General features: G+C 55.2%; 18 protein-coding genes. 5 read left to right on the top strand and 13 right to left on the bottom strand.

The features are described from left to right. Positions 1–2: 2 nt before the first annotated feature. The 4 genes from nuoC to lrhA all read right to left on the bottom strand — a co-directional run bounded on the left by nuoC (position 3) and on the right by lrhA (position 4,595). Positions 3–1,805 carry an NADH-quinone oxidoreductase subunit C/D gene (nuoC, locus tag ACQUTD_RS15805; RefSeq protein WP_473277108.1) on the bottom strand — a complete coding sequence of 601 codons (1,803 nt, stop codon included), beginning with the start codon at positions 1,803–1,805 and terminating at the stop codon, positions 3–5. Between the two features lie 88 nt (positions 1,806–1,893). Next, a complete protein-coding gene (gene nuoB / locus ACQUTD_RS15800; RefSeq protein WP_072569206.1) occupies positions 1,894–2,568 on the bottom strand; it encodes an NADH-quinone oxidoreductase subunit NuoB in 675 nt (224 codons plus the stop codon). A gap of 15 nt (positions 2,569–2,583) precedes the next feature. After that, complete coding sequence (gene nuoA, locus ACQUTD_RS15795; protein WP_072569207.1) at positions 2,584–3,027, bottom strand: NADH-quinone oxidoreductase subunit NuoA; 444 nt, start codon at positions 3,025–3,027, stop codon at positions 2,584–2,586. 629 nt (positions 3,028–3,656) lie between these two features. Then, entirely contained in the window at positions 3,657–4,595 is a 939-nt protein-coding gene (gene lrhA / locus ACQUTD_RS15790) for a transcriptional regulator LrhA (protein WP_072569209.1), read from the bottom strand. Between the two features lie 891 nt (positions 4,596–5,486). Between lrhA and alaA the strand changes: the two genes are divergently transcribed. Then, positions 5,487–6,701, top strand: a complete 1,215-nt coding sequence (gene alaA / locus ACQUTD_RS15785; protein ID WP_318362818.1) for an alanine transaminase AlaA — start codon at positions 5,487–5,489, stop codon at positions 6,699–6,701. 80 nt (positions 6,702–6,781) lie between these two features. Continuing rightward, positions 6,782–7,381 carry a 5'-deoxynucleotidase gene (yfbR, locus tag ACQUTD_RS15780; RefSeq protein WP_072569211.1) on the top strand — a complete coding sequence of 200 codons (600 nt, stop codon included), beginning with the start codon at positions 6,782–6,784 and terminating at the stop codon, positions 7,379–7,381. A gap of 103 nt (positions 7,382–7,484) precedes the next feature. Here yfbR and ACQUTD_RS15775 read toward each other — a convergent pair whose 3' ends face one another. From ACQUTD_RS15775 to yfbV, 4 genes are all read right to left on the bottom strand, one after another. Next, positions 7,485–9,317 (bottom strand): SLC13 family permease, encoded by a 1,833-nt coding sequence (locus ACQUTD_RS15775; protein WP_473277105.1) that lies wholly within the window; start codon positions 9,315–9,317, stop codon positions 7,485–7,487. A gap of 76 nt (positions 9,318–9,393) precedes the next feature. After that, the gene (locus ACQUTD_RS15770; protein ID WP_473277145.1) at positions 9,394–10,059 is read right to left on the bottom strand and encodes a sugar phosphatase; all 666 of its coding nucleotides are present in this window, start codon (positions 10,057–10,059) and stop codon (positions 9,394–9,396) included. Positions 10,060–10,063: 4 nt separating this feature from the next. Then, positions 10,064–10,558, bottom strand: coding sequence for a YfbU family protein (locus ACQUTD_RS15765; protein WP_072569214.1), 495 nt, complete (start codon positions 10,556–10,558; stop codon positions 10,064–10,066). Positions 10,559–10,638: 80 nt separating this feature from the next. Beyond that, positions 10,639–11,094: a terminus macrodomain insulation protein YfbV gene (gene yfbV, locus ACQUTD_RS15760; RefSeq protein WP_072569215.1), complete on the bottom strand. Its 456-nt coding sequence runs from the start codon at positions 11,092–11,094 to the stop codon at positions 10,639–10,641. 338 nt (positions 11,095–11,432) lie between these two features. Here yfbV and ackA point away from each other — a divergent pair, with 338 nt between their 5' ends. Together ackA and pta are read left to right on the top strand one after the other, a co-directional pair. Then, entirely contained in the window at positions 11,433–12,635 is a 1,203-nt protein-coding gene (gene ackA, locus ACQUTD_RS15755) for an acetate kinase (protein WP_318377281.1), read from the top strand. A 78-nt stretch (positions 12,636–12,713) separates the two neighbouring features. Then, a complete protein-coding gene (gene pta, locus ACQUTD_RS15750; RefSeq protein ID WP_072569217.1) occupies positions 12,714–14,855 on the top strand; it encodes a phosphate acetyltransferase in 2,142 nt (713 codons plus the stop codon). A gap of 109 nt (positions 14,856–14,964) precedes the next feature. Here pta and ACQUTD_RS15745 read toward each other — a convergent pair whose 3' ends face one another. The 5 genes from ACQUTD_RS15745 to ACQUTD_RS15725 all read right to left on the bottom strand — a co-directional run bounded on the left by ACQUTD_RS15745 (position 14,965) and on the right by ACQUTD_RS15725 (position 18,952). Then, positions 14,965–15,918: a transketolase C-terminal domain-containing protein gene (locus ACQUTD_RS15745; RefSeq protein ID WP_473277104.1), complete on the bottom strand. Its 954-nt coding sequence runs from the start codon at positions 15,916–15,918 to the stop codon at positions 14,965–14,967. Beyond that, positions 15,911–16,744 (bottom strand): 1-deoxy-D-xylulose-5-phosphate synthase N-terminal domain-containing protein, encoded by an 834-nt coding sequence (locus ACQUTD_RS15740; protein ID WP_473277102.1) that lies wholly within the window; start codon positions 16,742–16,744, stop codon positions 15,911–15,913. The genes ACQUTD_RS15745 and ACQUTD_RS15740 overlap by 8 nt, the downstream gene beginning before the upstream one ends. Then, positions 16,741–18,132, bottom strand: a complete 1,392-nt coding sequence (locus ACQUTD_RS15735; protein WP_473277100.1) for a PTS ascorbate transporter subunit IIC — start codon at positions 18,130–18,132, stop codon at positions 16,741–16,743. Before ACQUTD_RS15735 ends, ACQUTD_RS15740 begins: the two co-directional genes overlap by 4 nt. Positions 18,133–18,154: 22 nt before the next feature. Beyond that, the gene (locus ACQUTD_RS15730; RefSeq protein WP_473277098.1) at positions 18,155–18,427 is read right to left on the bottom strand and encodes a PTS sugar transporter subunit IIB; all 273 of its coding nucleotides are present in this window, start codon (positions 18,425–18,427) and stop codon (positions 18,155–18,157) included. A gap of 81 nt (positions 18,428–18,508) precedes the next feature. Further along, a complete protein-coding gene (locus tag ACQUTD_RS15725) occupies positions 18,509–18,952 on the bottom strand; it encodes a PTS sugar transporter subunit IIA (protein WP_473277097.1) in 444 nt (147 codons plus the stop codon). A gap of 247 nt (positions 18,953–19,199) precedes the next feature. Here ACQUTD_RS15725 and ACQUTD_RS15720 point away from each other — a divergent pair, with 247 nt between their 5' ends. Beyond that, positions 19,200–20,219, top strand: coding sequence for a substrate-binding domain-containing protein (locus tag ACQUTD_RS15720; protein ID WP_473277095.1), 1,020 nt, complete (start codon positions 19,200–19,202; stop codon positions 20,217–20,219).

The raw sequence follows: 20,219 nt of genomic DNA, 5'->3' as shown, positions 1-20,219 counted from the left end.
AATTAGCGGTCCACATCTGACATAACAAAATCGATACTACCCAGATAGACGATAAGGTCGGATACCAGGCTGCCGCGGATCGCTGACGGGATCTGCTGCAAATGCGGGAAGCTTGGCGTACGCACACGGGTGCGGTAGCTCATGGTGCTGCCGTCGCTGGTCAGGTAGTAACTGTTAATACCCTTGGTTGCTTCAATCATCTGGAAGGATTCGTTGGCCGGCATGACCGGACCCCAGGAAACCTGCAGGAAGTGAGTAATCAGGGTTTCGATATGTTGCAGCGTGCGCTCTTTCGGCGGCGGCGTGGTCAGCGGGTGATCCGCTTTGAACGGGCCTTCCGGCATGTTATTGAGGCACTGCTCAAGGATGCGCAGACTCTGGCGCAGCTCTTCAACTTTCAGCATTACGCGGGTATAGCTGTCGCTTACCCCGCCGCCTACCGGCACTTCAAAGTCGAAGTTCTCATAACCGGAGTACGGACGCGCCTTACGCACGTCGAAGTTGATGCCGGTCGCACGCAGGCCCGCGCCGGTGGTGCCCCACTCCAGCGCTTCTTTCGCGCCGTAAGCGGCCACGCCCTGGGAGCGGCCTTTCAGAATGCTGTTACGCAGCGCGGCTTTCTCATAGGAAGCCAGACGCTTCGGCATCCAGTCGAGGAATTCACGCAGCAGGCGATCCCAGCCGCGCGGCAGATCGTGCGCGACGCCGCCAATGCGGAACCAGGCCGGGTGCATACGGAAGCCGGTGATCGCTTCCACCAGATCGTAGATTTTCTGACGATCGGTAAAGGCGAAGAAGACCGGCGTCATCGCGCCCACGTCCTGAATAAAGGTCGAGATGTACAGCAGGTGGCTGTTGATGCGGAACAGCTCAGAGAGCATTACGCGGATCACATCGACGCGCTCAGGCACTTTAATGCCCGCCAGTTTTTCAACCGCCAGCACGTACGGCATTTCGTTAACGCAGCCGCCGAGGTATTCGATACGGTCGGTATACGGAATGTAGCTGTGCCAGGACTGGCGCTCGCCCATTTTTTCCGCGCCGCGGTGGTGATAGCCGATATCCGGGACGCAATCGACGATCTCTTCGCCGTCGAGCTGCAGGATAATACGGAATGCACCGTGCGCAGACGGGTGGTTCGGACCGAGGTTGAGGAACATAAAGTCCTCGTTATCGGTACCGCGTTTCATGCCCCAGTCTTCCGGCTTGAAGGTCAGCGCTTCCATCTCCAGATCCTGTTTGGCTTTGGTCAGCTCAAATGGATCGAATTCGGTGGCGCGCGCCGGGTAGTCTTTGCGCAGCGGGTGGCCGGTCCAGGTCTGCGGCATCATGATGCGCGTCAGGTGCGGGTGGCCTTCGATATTGATACCGAACATTTCCCAGGTTTCACGCTCATACCAGTTGGCGTTCGGGAAAAGTTTGGTGAAGGTCGGCACATTCAGATCGTTTTCTGACAGCGCCACCTTCAGCATGATATCGCGGTTGCGATCGAAGGAAATCAGGTGATAGAAAACGGAAAAATCCGCGGCGGGTAACCCGTCACGGTGGGTGCGCAGACGTTCGTCCATGCCGTGTAAATCGAACAGCATGACGTACGGTTTCGGCACTCTCTTTAAGAAATCGCCAACTTCCAGCAATTGTTCACGCTTCACCCAGACAACGGGTACCCCGGTGCGGGTCGCCTGAACGGTAAAGGCATCCGGCCCAAAACGGTTGCGCAGTTCGCCGATGATCGGGTCATCGAGATGGTCCCTGGTCTGCCATGCGGCGTCTTGCGCGGTTAAGTCGGTCATAGTGTTCACCATTGCAAATGGTCCGTGGTGACTGTCGGGCGTGGCTTCGCGCTATTTGTTTTGATATGCGAAGGGTTTCTCCACAGCCCGCAGGCGCAAATTAAATCTCGTCAGGAGAACGCAGATTGGTTACAGCAATGCGTTCACCGCGTTTGCGCTCGCGCTCTGACTGCATGTTGGCGCGATAAACGCCCTGATCGCCAACCACCCAGGAGAGCGGACGACGTTCTTTACCAATCGATTCCTGCAACAGCATCAGTGCCTGCATATACGCTTCCGGGCGCGGCGGACAGCCAGGGATGTACACATCCACCGGGAGGAATTTGTCAACGCCCTGCACCACGGAGTAAATGTCGTACATGCCGCCGGAGTTGGCGCAGGCACCCATGGAGATCACCCATTTTGGCTCAAGCATCTGGTCATAAAGACGCTGAATGACCGGGGCCATTTTGGTGAAAGGTGTGCCGGCGATAACCATCAGGTCAGCCTGACGCGGGGACGCACGCAATACTTCAGCGCCGAAACGCGCCACGTCGTGCACCGCCGTAAAGGAGGTCACCATTTCAACGTAGCAGCAGGACAGGCCAAAGTTATAAGGCCAGATTGAGTTTTTGCGGCCCCAGTTGACCATATCGTGCAGGACATTTTCGAGCTTGCCCATGAACACGCTACGGTTCACTTCCTGCTCCAGGGGGTCTGTTACGATCTCCTGTTTTTGCAGGGGGTAACGGTCGTTCTCACCGTTAGGATCTATGCGGGTGAGCGTGTAATCCATCTTATTGCCTCGCGGTTAGCCTTGACGGTTAGTGTTACCGGTGATTTCAGGGTTCATACGCTCGCGACGCGAACGCACAGGTGTCCAGTCCAGCGCGCCAATACGCACCAGATAAACCAAACCCGCCAGTAGCACTAAAATGAAAATTGCGGCCTCGACAAAGCCGACCCAACCGCTTTCACGGATAGAGGTTGACCATGCGTAGAGATAGAGCGCTTCCACGTCGAAGATGACGAAGAACATGGCTACCAGATAGAACTTGGCAGACAAGCGCAGGCGAGCCGTGCCGACGGAATCGATACCCGATTCAAACGGCGTGTTCTTATGCCTGGCGCGGGCCCTACCGCCCAAGAACCAGCCGCCTACCAACATCAGGCAGCACAGGCCTATAGCAACAATAAGAAAGATAGCGAATGCCCAGTGATGAGCGATAACTTCAGTGGATGTTGACATACGCATTGCTTAACTCAAAAAGTAGCGCTGAAACCTCTGCTCTTGCTGGCAGATGAACGCCACATCGATTTAAGGGAGGAACAAAAAAAACCATACATTTACTGCGAGTAGTGCCGTAGACAGTAAAATGATGTGGTTTTTTACTCCTTTCTATAACCTTTTGTCAACTTTAACAAAAGTTACCTCACATTAGTTTACATCCAAGACATTTCATTAACATTTAATGCCTTTTTATTCGCCAGTGGTAAAACACCGGGAGCGTTTTTACCCTGTTGAATCGTGTCCGTTGTGAGGTTAAACAAAAATTACCCTCTTATTTTGACAGGATTTCCCCAGGATTCCTCCCCCTAAATGGGAGTATTTTCTTGATCTGTGACACGCTTTTGTTAATTCACCCAAAAAAACAGCAACAAACCAGCTCGTTTTTTAACATGAACAGCAGCTATGAATAAGACCATTACGGGCTGGGATATAGCAAAACGCCAATCATTAACATAATGATATATATAGATATAAATGATGATTTAAGATTAAAACTGATGGGATAGTGAGGTTTTCAAACCAAAGGCGGCATTATTGCCGCCATTGGTTTGTTTTGCGTAATTACATTTTGTTACGAGTTTACAGCACAGTTGTTACTCAAGATCCTGCTCGACAATAAAGGGATCCCCTCCCTCTTGCGGAGTAACGGTGCTGTACTGCCAGGGCGTGTGATAATTTTCCATCGCCTGGAAGACAACCTGCGCCAGTTCGCTCTCTGCCTGCGGGTTATGGCAGAGTACGTATTCCGTGTCGGCCAGCGGCGGCAGACCGTCGGCCGGGCCAAGCACGCGCAGATCCGGACTCATCATTTCTACCGGCCGGGCAGTGACCCCCAGTCCGGCTTTCACCGCGGCTTTGACTGCCGCAAGGGTTGAGGCCACATACGCCATGCGCCAGGGAATATCTGCCGCATTCAGCGTGTGAATAACCGTATCGCGCAGTACGCTCGGATCCTCCAGCAGCACCAGCGGCAGCGACTCCCCTTTTTGCAGAACGTATTCCGCGGCGCAGTACCAGTGGGTTGGCGAACGTCGCAGGGTCAGGGATTCGAATTGCGCAGGCCGGTGGGTGCTGACCACCAGATCCACTTCGTTACTTTCCAGCATCTCCAGAATATAGGGCGTGCGTTTAACGCGCACATCCAGAGCAATTTTCGGATAGACCGTGCTAATGCGATTTAACAAAAACGGCAGTATGGTATCTGCGGATTCGTCAGACGCGCCGATGGTCAACACGCCCTGGATATTACTGAACATCAACGAGGTGCAGGCTTCATCATTAAAGCGCAGAATTTTTCGCGCATAGCCCAGCAACTGGATGCCATGTTCAGTCAACAGTTTGTTGCGACCATGACGGGCAAACAGCTCTTTCCCCACCAGCTGCTCAAGGCGTTGCATTTGCTGACTGACCGCTGACTGTGTTCGGCAAACTGCCGCCGCTGCCGCTGCGAAAGTGTTAAGATCGGCAACCGCAACAAAAGTTCTCAGCAGATCGAGGTCGAGATTTAGTATCGGACGATTTGCATTTATCATATTTTTTCACTCCCAGGTCGCCCTCGATGAGCCGCCCGGTATTTGCTGTATTCGTAAGAAAGAAGTAATTCCATTTAAAACATGCATCCAGCAACGTCATGGTCCAGGGTGGATTTGACGCAGGTTAGGGCATCTATTTTGCGGGCTTATCTGGCAAATCCCGCTTATGGTCTTATTTTCGACTGCTCGGGTTAGCATTGATATAAGTAAACAAACATTTACCGGTAAAATCTTTATCTCAGTTTACATTCGTTTGCGTTTTCACGCGGGTACCGCAATACCTGAACCCCAACGTTTTTATTATCGATTACAAAATAAAATCCTGTAATAACAATGAATTGAATTTTGTAATAGATATGACAACCAAAAAAAGCCATACGTATCCGGCATTTGTTACAGGCATCTTACCGCAAAAACCTTATTTTCATAAGTGTTATTGGGAATGTTCTGATGCTAACGAAGACCGGAGACGTAGCTTAGACTTATTGATATTTACCGTCACCCTGATTTTTCAATCATAATATTAAATAAATATTAATTGATAAATTGAGAATTCATTAATACTGCTGAACAATAGCGGGCGCACGGTTTTGATTCCGTCTCATCCAGTTCATGCCGCAAACACGCTGATATAACGGCCTCAACGAATATCAGACTAAAACTCCCGTGATTTCCTTTAAGGCAAGATCAAGCGCTTTCACTGCAAATTAAACAGGAATTTTAACTGGACAACCACTCCCCCGCGCAGCGTTAACCTCTGCCAGCGACTGACAAAAGGCCGCAAAATCTTCTTCTGTAAAGCCTTCTAAACTGCCACCCGGCGGAGTACATTATTCCGTGCTGACTTCCACGGCAGGGAGTGGCCAATAACAGCTAAAAGGTCAAAGGTTCATGTCACCCATCGAAAAATCCAGCAAGTTAGATAACGTCTGTTACGACATTCGTGGCCCGGTGCTTAAAGAAGCAAAACGCCTCGAAGAAGAAGGCAATAAAGTTCTTAAGCTCAATATCGGTAACCCCGCGCCTTTTGGCTTTGAAGCGCCGGACGAGATCCTTGTTGATGTTATTCGTAATCTCCCGACCGCCCAGGGATATTGCGATTCCAAGGGATTGTATTCCGCCCGTAAAGCGATCATGCAGCACTATCAGGCACGCGGCATGCGCGACGTCACCGTGGAAGATATTTATATCGGCAACGGCGTGTCTGAACTTATCGTGCAGTCCATGCAGGCGCTGCTGAACAGCGGTGATGAAATGCTGGTGCCCGCGCCTGACTACCCATTATGGACCGCCGCCGTCGCGCTCTCCAGCGGTAAAGCCGTGCACTATATTTGCGACGAGTCTTCCGACTGGTTCCCGGATCTGGACGATATTCGCGCGAAAATCACGCCCCGTACCCGCGGCATCGTGATCATTAACCCAAACAACCCGACCGGCGCAGTTTATTCAAAAGAGCTGCTGCTGGAGATCGTCGAGATCGCCCGTCAGCATAACCTGATCATCTTCGCCGATGAGATCTACGACAAAATTCTTTATGACGAGGCAGAACACCACTCCATTGCGCCGCTGGCGCCGGATCTGCTGACCATCACCTTTAACGGCCTGTCCAAAACCTACCGCGTGGCGGGCTTCCGTCAGGGCTGGATGGTACTGAACGGCCCGAAAAAACACGCTAAAGGTTATATCGAAGGGCTGGAGATGCTGGCGTCAATGCGCCTGTGCGCCAACGTTCCGGCGCAGCACGCCATTCAGACCGCGCTGGGTGGTTATCAGAGCATCAGCGAGTTTATTGTGCCGGGGGGACGTCTGTACGAGCAGCGCAACCGCGCATGGGAGCTGATCAACGATATTCCTGGCGTCTCCTGCACCAAACCGAAAGGCGCGCTCTACATGTTCCCGAAAATTGATGCGAAACGCTTCAATATTCATGATGACCAGAAAATGGTGCTCGATTTCCTGTTGCAGGAAAAGGTACTGCTGGTGCAGGGAACGGCGTTTAACTGGCCGTGGCCGGATCATGTGCGCATCGTGACGCTGCCGCGTCTTGACGATCTGGAAATGTCCATCACCCGCTTTGGTCGCTTCCTGTCGGGTTATCGCCAGTAACATGTGCAAGGGGGAAGTTTGCATCTTCCCCCGCTCTGCGGGCACAATGGCTTTACGTTGTTGCCACCGGCAGGTTACCCATGAGTCAAAGTCATTTCTTCGCCCATCTTTCCCGTCTTAAATTAATCAATCGCTGGCCGCTGATGCGCAATGTGCGCACGGAAAACGTCTCTGAGCACAGTTTGCAGGTGGCGATGGTTGCCCATGCGCTGGCGGCGATCAAAAACCGCAAGTTTAACGGCAACGTCAATGCCGAGCGTATTGCGCTGCTGGCGATGTATCACGACGCCTCGGAAGTGCTGACCGGCGATCTCCCTACCCCGGTAAAATATTTCAATACGCAGATCGCCCAGGAATACAAAGCAATTGAGAAAATCGCCCAGCAGAAGCTGGTGGATATGGTGCCGGAAGAGCTGCGGGATATTTTTGCGCCGCTGATCGACGAGCACCAGTACAGCGAAGACGAAAAGCTGATCGTCAAACAGGCGGATGCCCTGTGCGCCTACCTGAAATGTCTGGAAGAGCTGTCTGCCGGAAATAATGAATTTTTGCTGGCGAAGTCGCGGCTGGAAAAAACCCTCGCCGCGCGACGCAGCGAGGAGATGGATTATTTTATGGCAGTGTTTGTGCCGAGTTTTCAGCTGTCGCTGGATGAGATCAGCCAGGATTCTCCACTCTGACCGCCCTGCCCGGCGGCGCTGCGCTTGCCGGGCCTGTGATTTCACACCAAATCGTAGGTCGGGTAAAACGCAGTCGCCACCCGGCAAAATATCCCCACATACCTCAAAACGGGAACAACACCGGGATCAACACCACGCACACCACCATCACGATCAGGGTGAACGGCACGCCAATCTTCACAAAATCGCTGAACTTATAATTCCCCGGTCCCAGCACTAAGGTATTCACCGGCGAGGAGACCGGCGTCATAAAGGCCGCCGAAGCCGCCATCGCCACCATCATGGCGAACGGGTACGGAGAGAGTCCCATGGATTTGGCGGTCGCCAGCGCAATAGGCGCCATCAGTACCGCCGTGGCGGTATTGGAGATAAACAGGCCAATAGTGGCGCAGAGGACAAACAGACAAAGCAGCATCATGTGCGGCCCGTAGCCACCGCCGAACTGCATCAGCCCTTTTACTGCCAGATCCACGCCGCCGGTCTTTTGCAGCGCCAGCGCAAAGGGCATCATGCCGACGATAAGAATAATGCTCGGCCAGTGAATGGCTTTCCAGGCGCTTTCCGCGTCGATACAGCGGAACTTGCCCATCAGCAGACAGGCGATAATGGCCGCGATGGGATTGGGGATCTCATCGGTCAGCATCAGGGCGATCATCAGCACCAGACAAAAAATGGCGTGGGGCGCCTGGCTGTGCGCGGGGGAGGCATCGCTCTCCTCCACCGGCATATTCAGCACCACAAAATCGCGGCCCTTCTGCCCCAGCGCGGAAATCAGCTTCCAGTTGCCGATCACCAGAAAAATATCCCCCAGCGCCAGCGGCTCATCGACGATGGCCCCCTCAAGAGCGCTGCCGTCGCGCTTGATACCCACCACGTTCAGGCCGTAACGACTGCGAAAGCCGATTTCACGTACCGTTTTACCGATAAGCTCGGAATTGGGGATCAGCGACACTTCCGCCATGCCCACATCCAGCGCCTGGTCGGAAAAATACTCGCCGCGCAGGATCATCGGCTCCAGCTGCTGCTCGCTGCAAAACTCACGCAAATCGACATCCGCCGCCGACATATCGATCAGCAGCACGTCACGGGCGCGGAATTCCGACACGCCGTTAACGTTGACCATCACGCGGCGAAAATGCCGCCAGCGCTCGACGCCGATGACGTTCGCGCCGTAACGCTCGCGCAGTTTCAGATCGTCCAGCCGCTGGCCGATCATCGGCGAGCCGGGGCGGATCGCCAGACGCCGTGCGCGCCCGGTCAGGCGATACTCTTTGATTAAATCGCGAAAGGTGCGGCGCTTCCAGCCGTCGCGCTGATGCTCCGGCTGCTCGCCTTTCAGCGCAAAGCGCATTATCAGCATGTACAGGATGCCAAGCCCGAGGATCGCCAGCCCCAGCGGCGTGACGCTGAAAAAGTTAAAGCCCGCCAGTCCCTCGCGCAACAATTCGCTGTTCACCACCAGGTTCGGCGGCGTGGCGACCAGCGTCATCATGCCGCTGATAAGCCCGGCAAAGCTGAGCGGCATCATCAACCGCGACGGCGAGATTTTCATGCGTATGGAGACGCTGAGCACGACGGGAATAAATATGGCGACCACGCCGGTTGAGCTCATAAAGGCGCCGAGGCCCGCAACGGTGATCATCAGCATCACCAGCATTCTGGTTTCGCTGCTGCCCGCCACCTTAACCAGCCACGCGCCCATACTGGTGGCGACGCCGGTACGTACCAGACCGTCGCCCATCACAAAGAGCGCGGCGATAAGAATGACGTTAGGATCGCTGAAGCCGGAAAAGGCTTCGCTGAGCGTTAAGGTTCCACTGAGTACGAAGGCGATGATCACCAGCAGCGCGACGGCATCCATGCGCACCTTGCCGGTAGCAAAAAGTACAATGGCCACGCCCAGAAGGCACAGAACCCAAATTAATTCCCCGTTCACCCTATATCCTTATTCGTTGAGAGGGTAATTATTGTGCCATAAAAAAGCCTCGTCGGAACGGGGCTAAATCATGGGATCAGGCGTTAATTTGTACCTCTACCTCGCCGTCCGGTCGCCGGGTGATGACCAGCGCCTCCAGGCTTTGCAGCGCAAAATCCACTTCATCAAGACGCGGTGAGTTTTCCGGGGCGTTAACGGAAATGACATGGCAGCCCGCCGCCTGCCCGGAGAGGATCCCGGCGGAGGCATCTTCCACCACCACACAGTTTTCCGCTGGCAGGCCGAGCAGCTCCGCTCCCAGCAGATAGGCGTCCGGCTCCGGTTTGCCGCGTTTCACCTGTTCGGCGGTGACAAACACTTTCGGCGAGGGTAAACCGGCGGCCTGATGCCGCGCACGGGCGACCGGCATCGATCCGGACGTCACGATCGCCCAGGGAATGTCCAGCGCGTCGAGATGTGTCAGCAGCGCCACCGCCCCCGGCAGCGCGATGATACCAGTGGTATCGCTGGCTTCGATGCCTTCCAGACGAGTGAATTCCGCGGCGATCTCCTCTTCACTGCGCCCTTTCATAAAGTGACGCAGCGAGGTGATGGCCTGTTTGCCGTGGATGAAATTCAGCACCTCGTCATGCGCGATGCCAAAACGGTCCGCCCAGTTACACCACGCCCGCTCAACGGCTGGCAGCGAGTCCACCAGCGTGCCATCCAGGTCAAACAAAAATCCTTTACACAGCACAGGCAGGTCCTCAGGCGTTAATAATCTGGTTAATTTCGTTGGCGCTCAGATGGTACTGACGCGGGCAGGCATGCCATGCGCCCAGCATACGCTGGTATTTTTCCCACATCGGGGTTTGTGCATTGAAGCCATGCGTACCGGCATCGAAATCGGTGTAACGCCCTTCGGTGTTCACCATAAAGCGGACATAGCTGAGGTAACGGGATTCTGTCGCCGCATCGAAGCCGAGAAAAGTGACCCGACGCTCGTCAATCGTCTGCGCGTCTTTCAGGTTGGTCCAGGATACGTGCAGCGCGTGATACATCTCCATAATGTCGATCACCACCCGGCAGGTCTCTTCCGACAGCTCGCCGAATTCACGATCCAGTTCGCGCATTTGCAGGCCAAAGCCGCGTTCCACGATGGTTTGCAGACGGCGGTAACGCTCGGCATTATTGGGATCCAGCATGGTCATCATTTTGTACTGATTCGACAGGATCAGGCGTTGGGCGTTGGTCATTTCCATTCGTTACTCCTCATTACTTCACGGCAAAAAAAGAGGCACATAAATTATGTGCCTTCTTTATATGCGTAATCATGGTCGAATTACAAATCATCCAGGAAAGTTTTATCCAGTTGTTTGAAGGCGCGCTTAAGCGTGTCAGCCAGCGCCTGATAATCGGGTTTGCCTTCAACAGGGGCCAGCGCCTGCCCGGCCTCCTGGAGTTTGCCGCGCACTTCATAAAACCATTGCAGAATGGAGGGCGGTAATGGCGTGACCGAACGCTTGCCCAGCCACCACAGGCCCTGCATCGGCAGGCTCAGCGCAAAAAGCGCGGTGGCCACCGCCGGACCAAGTTGACCGCCAAGGGCGATCTGCCAGCAAAGGGTGAATACCGCGAGGGGCGGCATAAAGCGAATGGCGTAGCGCGTAACGCGGATCGTGCGGTTTTCAACAAAAAGCGGAGCGAGGCTCTTTTCCATGGGCCAGGTTTTCGCATAATGCTGTCCCCGACGAAACAGGCTGAAAAAGCTCACATGGCGATCTTCAGGTGCAGACATGGCGTTACCTCAACTTCACATATAAAAATTAAAAAATTTGTGCAAAACAACAACTGCTCGGGACAACGTTCAAAATATTTTGTCATACCACGCTGCTATCAGGTATCCTGTTTCAGCCTGATTTGGCCATAGACGACGAAACAAACATCGTCAATTTAATGAATATTATGCCACTGCCTGAAATTTGTACAAAATGGCATAAAATTATCTGTATTCCCTTTCATCGTGCCAAAAAGTTAACTGAGCATGATGTTAATCATAAATGTCAGCGTCATCATACGCTACGCTGTGAGACTCACTGACGTTTTTTTAGCCACGTATCAATAATAGGTACTTCCATGTCGAGTAAGTTAGTACTGGTTCTGAACTGCGGTAGCTCCTCACTGAAATTCGCAATTATCGATGCTGTAAACGGTGAAGAGTACCTTTCTGGTTTAGCCGAATGTTTCCATCTTCCTGAAGCCCGCCTGAAATGGAAAATGGACGGCAATAAACAAGAAGCGGCTTTAGGTGCAGGTGCCGCTCACAGTGAAGCGCTGAACTTTATCGTTAACACTATTCTGGCACAAAAACCAGAACTGTCTGCGCAGCTGACCGCGATTGGTCACCGTATCGTCCACGGCGGTGAAAAATTCACCAGTTCCGTAATCATCGACGAGTCCGTGATCCAGGGTATCAAAGACGCCGCGCCGTTCGCACCGCTGCATAACCCGGCTCATCTGATCGGCATTACCGAAGCACTGAAATCCTTCCCGCATCTGAAAGACAAAAACGTGGCTGTGTTCGACACCGCGTTCCATCAGACCATGCCGGAAGAGTCTTACCTCTATGCCCTGCCGTACAACCTGTACAAAGAGCACGGTGTACGTCGTTATGGTTTCCACGGCACCAGCCACTACTTCGTGACGCAAGAAGCGGCCAAAATGCTGAACAAGCCGGTAGAAGAAGTAAATATCATCACCTGCCACCTGGGCAACGGCGGCTCTGTTTCCGCTATCCGTAACGGTGAGTGTGTCGATACTTCCATGGGTCTGACCCCGCTGGAAGGCCTGGTGATGGGCACCCGTACCGGTGACCTGGATCCGGCGATTATCTTCTTCCTGCACGATAACCTGGGCATGAGCGTTGATGACATCAACACCATGCTGACCAAACAGTCCGGCCTGCTGGGTCTGACCGAAGTCACCAGCGACTGCCGTTATGTTGAAGACAACTACGCAGAAAAAGCGGACGCTAAACGTGCAATGGACGTTTACTGCCACCGTCTGGCGAAATACATCGGCTCTTACACTGCGCTGATGGACGGCCGTCTGGACGCCGTTGTCTTCACCGGCGGTATCGGTGAAAACGCCGCTATGGTGCGTGAACTGTCCCTGGGCAAACTGGGCGTTCTGGGCTTCGATGTTGATCATGAACGTAACCTGGCTGCCCGCTTCGGCAAATCCGGTTTCATCAACAAAGAAGGCACCACCCCGGCGATGGTTATCCCGACCAACGAAGAGCTGGTCATCGCACAAGACGCTAACCGTCTGACTGCCTGATTCACCACACCGCCAGCCAACGCTGGCGGTGCTGTTTTATCTTCCGCCCGCAGCGGCGGTAACGAAAGAGGATAAATCGTGTCCCGTATTATTATGCTCATCCCTACCGGAACCAGCGTCGGCCTGACCAGCGTCAGCCTCGGTGTGATCCGTGCAATGGAACGCAAAGGCGTTCGTCTGAGCGTGTTCAAACCTATCGCCCAGCCGCGCGCTGGCGGCGATGCCCCTGACCAGACCACCACCATCGTGCGCGCGAACTCCGGCCTGCCGGCTGCGGAACCGCTGAAAATGAGCCACGTGGAATCTCTGCTCTCCAGCAACCAGAAAGATGTGCTGATGGAAGAGATCATCGCCCGCTACCACGAAAGCGCGAAAGACGCCGAAGTGGTGCTGGTTGAAGGCCTGGTGCCGACGCGTAAGCATCAGTTCGCCCAGTCGCTGAACTATGAAATCGCCAAAACCCTGAATGCCGAAATCGTGTTCGTCATGTCTCAGGGTACGGATACGGCTGAGCAGATCAAAGAGCGTATTGAACTGACCCGCAGCAGCTTCGGCGGCGCGAAAAACGCCAACATTACCGGCGTTATCGTTAACAAGCTGAATGCCCCGGTTGACGAGCAGGGTCGTACCCGCCCGGATCTGTCCGAGATTTTCGACGACTCTTCCAAAGCGCAGGTCAGCAATATCGATCCGACCCAGCTGCAACACTCCAGCGCGCTGCCGGTGCTGGGCGCAGTGCCGTGGAGCTTCGATCTGATCGCCACCCGTGCTATCGATATGGCGCGTCACCTGAACGCCACCATCGTTAACGAAGGCGACATCAATACCCGCCGCGTGAAGTCCGTGACTTTCTGCGCGCGCAGCATTCCGCACATGCTGGAACATTTCCGTCCGGGCTCCCTGCTGGTGACGTCCGCAGACCGTCCTGACGTGCTGGTGGCTGCCTGCCTCGCCGCGATGAACGGCGTGGAAATCGGCGCTATCCTGCTGACCGGCGCTTATGAAATGGACGCCCGCGTCGCCAAACTGTGTGAACGTGCTTTCGCCACCGGCCTGCCGGTATTCATGGTGAACACCAACACCTGGCAGACCTCCCTGAGCCTGCAAAGCTTCAACCTCGAAGTGCCGGCTGATGACCACCAGCGTATCGAGAAAGTTCAGGAATACGTTGCCAGCTACATCAATGCTGACTGGATCGAGTCCCTGACCGCCACCTCCGAGCGTAGCCGTCGTCTCTCTCCGCCAGCGTTCCGCTATCAGCTGACCGAGCTGGCCCGTCAGGCTGGCAAACGCGTTGTGCTGCCGGAAGGCGACGAGCCGCGTACCGTAAAAGCGGCTGCCATCTGCGCAGAGCGCGGCATCGCCACCTGTGTGCTGCTGGGTAACCCGGACGAAATCAACCGCGTGGCGGCATCCCAGGGCGTTGAGCTGGGCGCTGGCATCGAAATCGTCGATCCGGAAGTGGTGCGTGAAAGCTACGTAGCCCGTCTGGTTGAGCTGCGTAAGAACAAAGGCATGACCGAAGCCGTTGCCCGCGAACAGCTGGAAGACAACGTGGTACTGGGTACGCTGATGCTGGAGCAGGACGAAGTTGACGGTCTGGTTTCCGGTGCGGTTCACACCACCGCGAACACCATCCGTCCGCCGTTACAGCTGATCAAAACCGCGCCGGGTAGCTCGCTGGTGTCTTCCGTGTTCTTCATGCTGCTGCCGGAACAGGTTTATGTTTACGGTGACTGCGCGATCAACCCGGATCCGACCGCTGAACAGCTGGCAGAGATCGCTATCCAGTCCGCTGACTCCGCCGTGGCCTTCGGTATCGAGCCGCGCGTGGCAATGCTCTCCTACTCCACCGGTAACTCTGGTGCAGGTAGCGACGTAGAGAAAGTCCGCGAAGCGACCCGTATCGCTCAGGAAAAACGTCCGGATCTGGTGATCGACGGTCCGTTGCAGTATGACGCAGCAGTAATGGCTGACGTGGCGAAATCTAAAGCGCCGAACTCGCCGGTTGCGGGTCGTGCTACCGTGTTCATCTTCCCGGATCTGAACACCGGTAACACCACTTACAAAGCGGTACAGCGCTCTGCCGACCTGATCTCCATCGGGCCGATGCTGCAGGGTATGCGTAAGCCGGTGAACGACCTGTCCCGTGGCGCGCTGGTAGACGATATTGTCTACACCATCGCCCTGACGGCGATCCAGTCTTCGCAGCAGCAGTAATGTTTTGCCGGATGGCGCTTCGCTTATCCGGGCAACAAAACGTAGGCCCGGTAAGCGCCAGCGCCACCGGGCAACAAAAAGGCGACCCCATACAGGGTCGCCTTTTTATTTACAACAACTCTCGCGCCGCCGCGACAATATCCTGCGCCGTCAGGCCATACTCTTTTTGCAGGAAATCCTGGGTTCCCACCTGGCCGTAACGCCCTTTCACCCCGACGCGACGCATCGGTACCGGGCAGGTTTCCACCAGCACTTCCGCCACCGCAGAACCCAGTCCGTTGTGAATACTGTGATTTTCACAGGTCACCACCCTGCTGGTTTTCTCGGCATAGTTTTTTATCAGCATACGGTCGATGGGTTTTAGCGTGAACATATCGATCACCGCCGCGCTGACGCCCTCCTGCGCCAGCGTCTCTGCCGCCTGTAGCGCTTCCGCCACCATAATGCCGTTCGCGATAAGCGTGATGTCGCTGCCATCGCGCAGCACATTGCCTTTGCCGATAGTAAAAACCGAGCCGGGCGCATAAACCGTCGCCGCCTGTTTACGGATGGTGCGCAGCCAGTAAAAGCCGTCGAGCGTCATCAGCTGGCGCAGCACATCATCGAACATCACCGCGTCGGTAACTTCCAGCACCACCGAGTGCGCCAGCCCGCGCACAATGCCCATATCCTCGAAGGACATGTGGGTGCCGCCATTGTGACAGGCGGTCACCCCCGCATCCGAGGCAATGACCTTCACGTTATTGCGCTGATAGTCCAGCGCCATAAACAGCTGATCGAAACAGCGACGGCTGGCGAAGGCGGTAAAGGTATGCACAAAGGGTTTACGGCCAGTGAGGGAAAGCCCCGCCGCGGTGCCGATAACATTAGCTTCCATGATACCGCAGTTGATCACGTGCTGCGGATAACGCTTGTGCACGCCATCCATCGCCATGGAACTCATCAAATCCGCTTCCAGCGCGATGATGTCGCTGCCGCTCTCAATCTGCTCTGCCACAAATCCGGCATACACTTTACGCATTTCAACGGCGTCTTTTCCCCCGACGGGTGCGAGCTTAATCATGGGCGGCCTCCAGCTGTGCGATAGTCTGATCCAGCGCCTGCTTCATCTCATCCGTCAGGCGTAAATGGTGTGAGTTGCCGAGCTGTTCCAGATAAGGCACGCCCTGGCCCTTGATGCTGTCGAGGATCACCACCCTGGGGCGCGCCTCCGCCGCCGGTCGCGGCGCGACCGCTTCCAGAATGGCGGCGATGTCGTCGCCTTTCACGGTGCAAACGTCATAGCCGAAGGCGCGGAATTTCCCCTCCAGATCGAAGGCGCAGATGATCTCGTCCAGCTCGCCGTCCAGCTGCTGTTTGTTCCAGTCGACAAATACCGTCAGGTTATTCAGCCGGTGATGCGCAATAAACTGGAACGCCTCCCAGCACTGGCCTTCGTTCAGCTCGCCGTCGCCGACAATGCAGAACACGCGGTTCGCGCGCCCGGCCAGCTTATGCGATAACGCCATGCCGCCCGCGATGGAGATCCCCTGCCCCAGCGAGCCGGTAGTCGCATCCACGCCGCGGGTTTTCAGCCGATCCGGGTGGCTTGGCAGGCGTGTGCCGTTCTGATTAAGGGTCTGCAACTCCTCAAGCGGGAAATAGCCCTTAATGGCGAGGGTGCTGTAGAGCGCCGGCCCGGCATGCCCCTTCGACAGGACGAAGTAATCACGCTGCGGCCAGTCGGGATCCGCCGGATCGATACGCATCACTTCGCCGTACAATACCGCCAGGGTTTCCACCACCGACATGCTGCCGCCGTAATGCCCGAAACCCAGCGTGGTCAGTGATTTCAGGGTGGCAATGCGGATCTCCCGCGCCAGCTGCGTCAGTTCTGCAATACTGCTCATAATTTCGCTCCGCTATTGGGCTGCGTGTCGCCAGCCGCAGGTTTTTTTCGTGCAAACAGATTCCACGCCACCAGCGCGGCGAACAGCGCCACCACCAGCCCGGTGATCGCCAGCGGCGAGAGATAGCGCGCCAGATTGCCCAGCACGATGCCGATCACGCCGAAATCCGCGTCCGAGAAGGTGGTGTTGGCGAAACCGATGGCCCCGAGCACCGGCAACAGCAGCACCGGCAGGAAGGTAATTAACAGCCCGTTGGCAAAAGCGCCCAGCATGGCACCACGCCGTCCGCCGGTAGCGTTACCAAATACGCCTGCGGTGGCACCGGTAAAGAAGTGCGGCACCACGCCCGGCAGGATCAGCACCAGTTTCATCTGACCGAGCAGGAACAGCCCTACCAGCCCGCCAAGGAAGCTGAACAGGAAACCGATCAGCACAGCGTTGGGCGCATACGGATAAACCACCGGGCAATCCAGCGCCGGGCGGGCATTGGGCACCAGTTTTTCCGAAAAGCCGGTAAAGGCCGGAACAATTTCCGCGAGGATTAGACGCACGCCCTGGAGAATGATAAATACCCCGGCGGCAAAGGTGATGGCCTGAATAATGGCGTACACGAGGAAGTTCTGTCCGCCGCTGATGGCGCTTTCGATATATTCACGTCCGGCACAAACCGCCATGATGAGATAAATAATGATCATGGTGAGCGAGATGGAGATAGAGCTGTCGCGTAAAAAGCTCAGGTTCTTCGGCAGGTTCATCTCTTCCGTTGAACGCGAGCCTTTACCGCAGACGCTGCCGATCCAGCCAGCCAGCACATAACCCAGGGTGCCGAAATGCCCAAAGCCGATATCGTCGGTACCGGTAATGCGCCGCATATAGCGCTGGGCAATGGCCGGGAAGAAGGCCATTACCAGCCCTAAAATCAGCGATCCGGTAAATACCAGCCCGACGCCTTCAAACCCGGCGACGGTGAGGATCACGCCGATCATACAGGCCATGTAAAACGTATGGTGCCCGGTGAGGAAGATGTACTTCAGCCGCGTAAAGCGTGCGACGATAATATTGGCGACCATACCAAAGGCCATGATCAGCGCCGTCGATGCGCCATATTTTTCCAGCGCAATGGAAACAATCGCCTCGTTATTTGGAATGATCCCCTGAATATTAAAAGCGTGTTCAAACATACCGCCTAACGGATTAAGCGATCCCACTAATACCGTGGCACCGCCGCCCAGCACAATAAAACCGAGAATGGTTTTAACCGTGCCTTTGACCACATCGGAAAAGGATTTTTTCTGCGCCACCAGACCAATTAAGGCAATTAAGCCCACCAGCACTGACGGCACTTTCAGTATATCGACAATAAAATTGAGCGTTTCAAGGATAAACATATCCGCCTCGCTTTATATGCAGTTACCGGTTGGCAAAATAAGACTGGAGCTTGGTTTCCAGCTCATTAATATCGATAATGTTATTGATGACCACCAGCTGGTGGTCCGGCACGCTGGCGCTGGCGGCGATGTCTTTCGCCATCACGAACAGATCGGCCGCCCCTGGCGTGGCGGAGGAGAGATCAGAGTGTTCCACCTCCGCCTCAATATTCAGCTTTTTGAGCACTTTTTTAATATTCATTTCGACCATAAAACTGCTACCGAGGCCGGATCCGCAAATTGCCATAATTTTCATTATTATCACCTTTCGTAGGGTAAAGTTCAGGCGCACCACGCAATATGGCGTGATGTTATAAAATCATTAGCGTGTAAAAATCTAAAAGCGTTGAATAATGTTTTCTATTTCCTCCCGGGTGGTTGCCTGATGTAATTCTGCTAAGTCCTGATCGCTGGAAAATAATTCCGCCAGGGTGGCGATCATCTCAATGTGACTGTGCTTATCGGCTGCCGCCAGCATAATAATCAGATCCACCGGATCGAATTCCCCGGCGTTAAATGAAACACCGTGCTGTAGTTTCAACAGCGATAACCCATGCGCCTTTGCCCCCTCTTCCGGCCGGGCGTGGGGCATCGCCAGCCCTGGCGCCAGCACGTAATATGCCCCCAGCGCCTGCTGCTGGCTGATGATGGCCGGTACGTAATCCGCCGTGATGACCCCTGCATCCAGCAGCGGCTGCGCGCAGATCGCCAGCGCCTGTTGCCAGTCATCAACCCGCTCGCGGCATTGAATGGTGGGACCGTTAAGCCATGTTTCCAGCACTCTGCTTCCCTCTTTAGTGGCAAAAGATGGACAAACTTTATGCAAGGATCCGCAGACTGACCGTGACGATAGTCACAAAGATAGCGCTATCAAAAAGCACTGTGCAGAATTGTGATAGCGCTATCAGATCACATTCATTGTTCTGAATCGCGGTAATAATGGGGTTATACGGCGTATACTTCTTTTGCCACGAATAAAATAAATCGAAAAAAGCCACTGAGATCATCGTCTTTACGCAGGAACGAGAATGTCTATTACCCGAAAACGGCGCAATACCGGAAAGGTGACGCTGGCGGATGTTGCCCAGCTGGCGGGCGTCGGCACCATGACGGTTTCCCGTGCGCTGCGGACGCCCGAGCAGGTTTCCGGCAAGCTACGTGAAAAAATTGAGGCGGCGGTACAGGAGCTGGGCTATCTGCCTAATCTGGCGGCCAGCGCCCTCGCCTCCGCCTCGTCGTGGACCATTGCGATGGTGGTGCCCAATCTGGCGGAGTCCGGCTGTTCGGAAATGTTTGCCGGGCTTCAGCAGGTGCTGCAACCGGCGGGCTACCAGATCATGCTGGCCGAGTCGCAGCACCGGCTGGAGCAGGAAGAAAAGCTGCTGGAAACGCTGCTGGCCTCCAACCTGGCCGCCGCCATTTTGCTCAGCGTGGAGCACAGCGAAACCGTGCGCCACTGGCTGACCAACGCCAGTATTCCGGTGATGGAAATCGGCGCGACGCGGACCGATCCCATAGATATGAATATCGGCATTGATAACGTCGCCGCCATGCAGGAATTAACGCAAACGCTTATCCAGCGCGGTTATCAGAACATCGGCCTGCTGTGCGCCAATCAGGAACAGTGGATCTTTCAGCAGCATTTGCAGGGCTGGTATAAAGCCATGCTGCGCCACCATATGTCGCCCAACCGGGTAATTAACGCCGCCGCGCCGCCCACCTTTTCGACCGGCGCGGTGCAGCTGCCGGAGTTTTTACTGGCATGGCCGGAGCTGGATGCGCTGGTGTGTGTGTCGGATGAGCTGGCGTGTGGCGCACTCTATGAGTGCCAGCGGAGGCGCATCAAAGTGCCGGACGATCTGGCGATTGTCGGCTTTGGCGACAGCGATGTCAGCCGCGTATGCCAGCCGCCGCTGACCACCATCGCCGTACCGCATCGCCAGATTGGTATTGAAGCAGGTCGCGCCCTGCTGGCGCGACTGAATGATGATGACTGGACGACACGCGCGCCTATTGCCTCGACGCTGTGTCTGCGGGAGAGTTGCTGA

It is taken from the genome of Enterobacter sp. K510 (assembly GCF_055804875.1).
The sequence above is the reverse complement of the archived record's forward strand: the minus strand, read 5'-3'. Positions and strand labels throughout refer to the sequence as shown.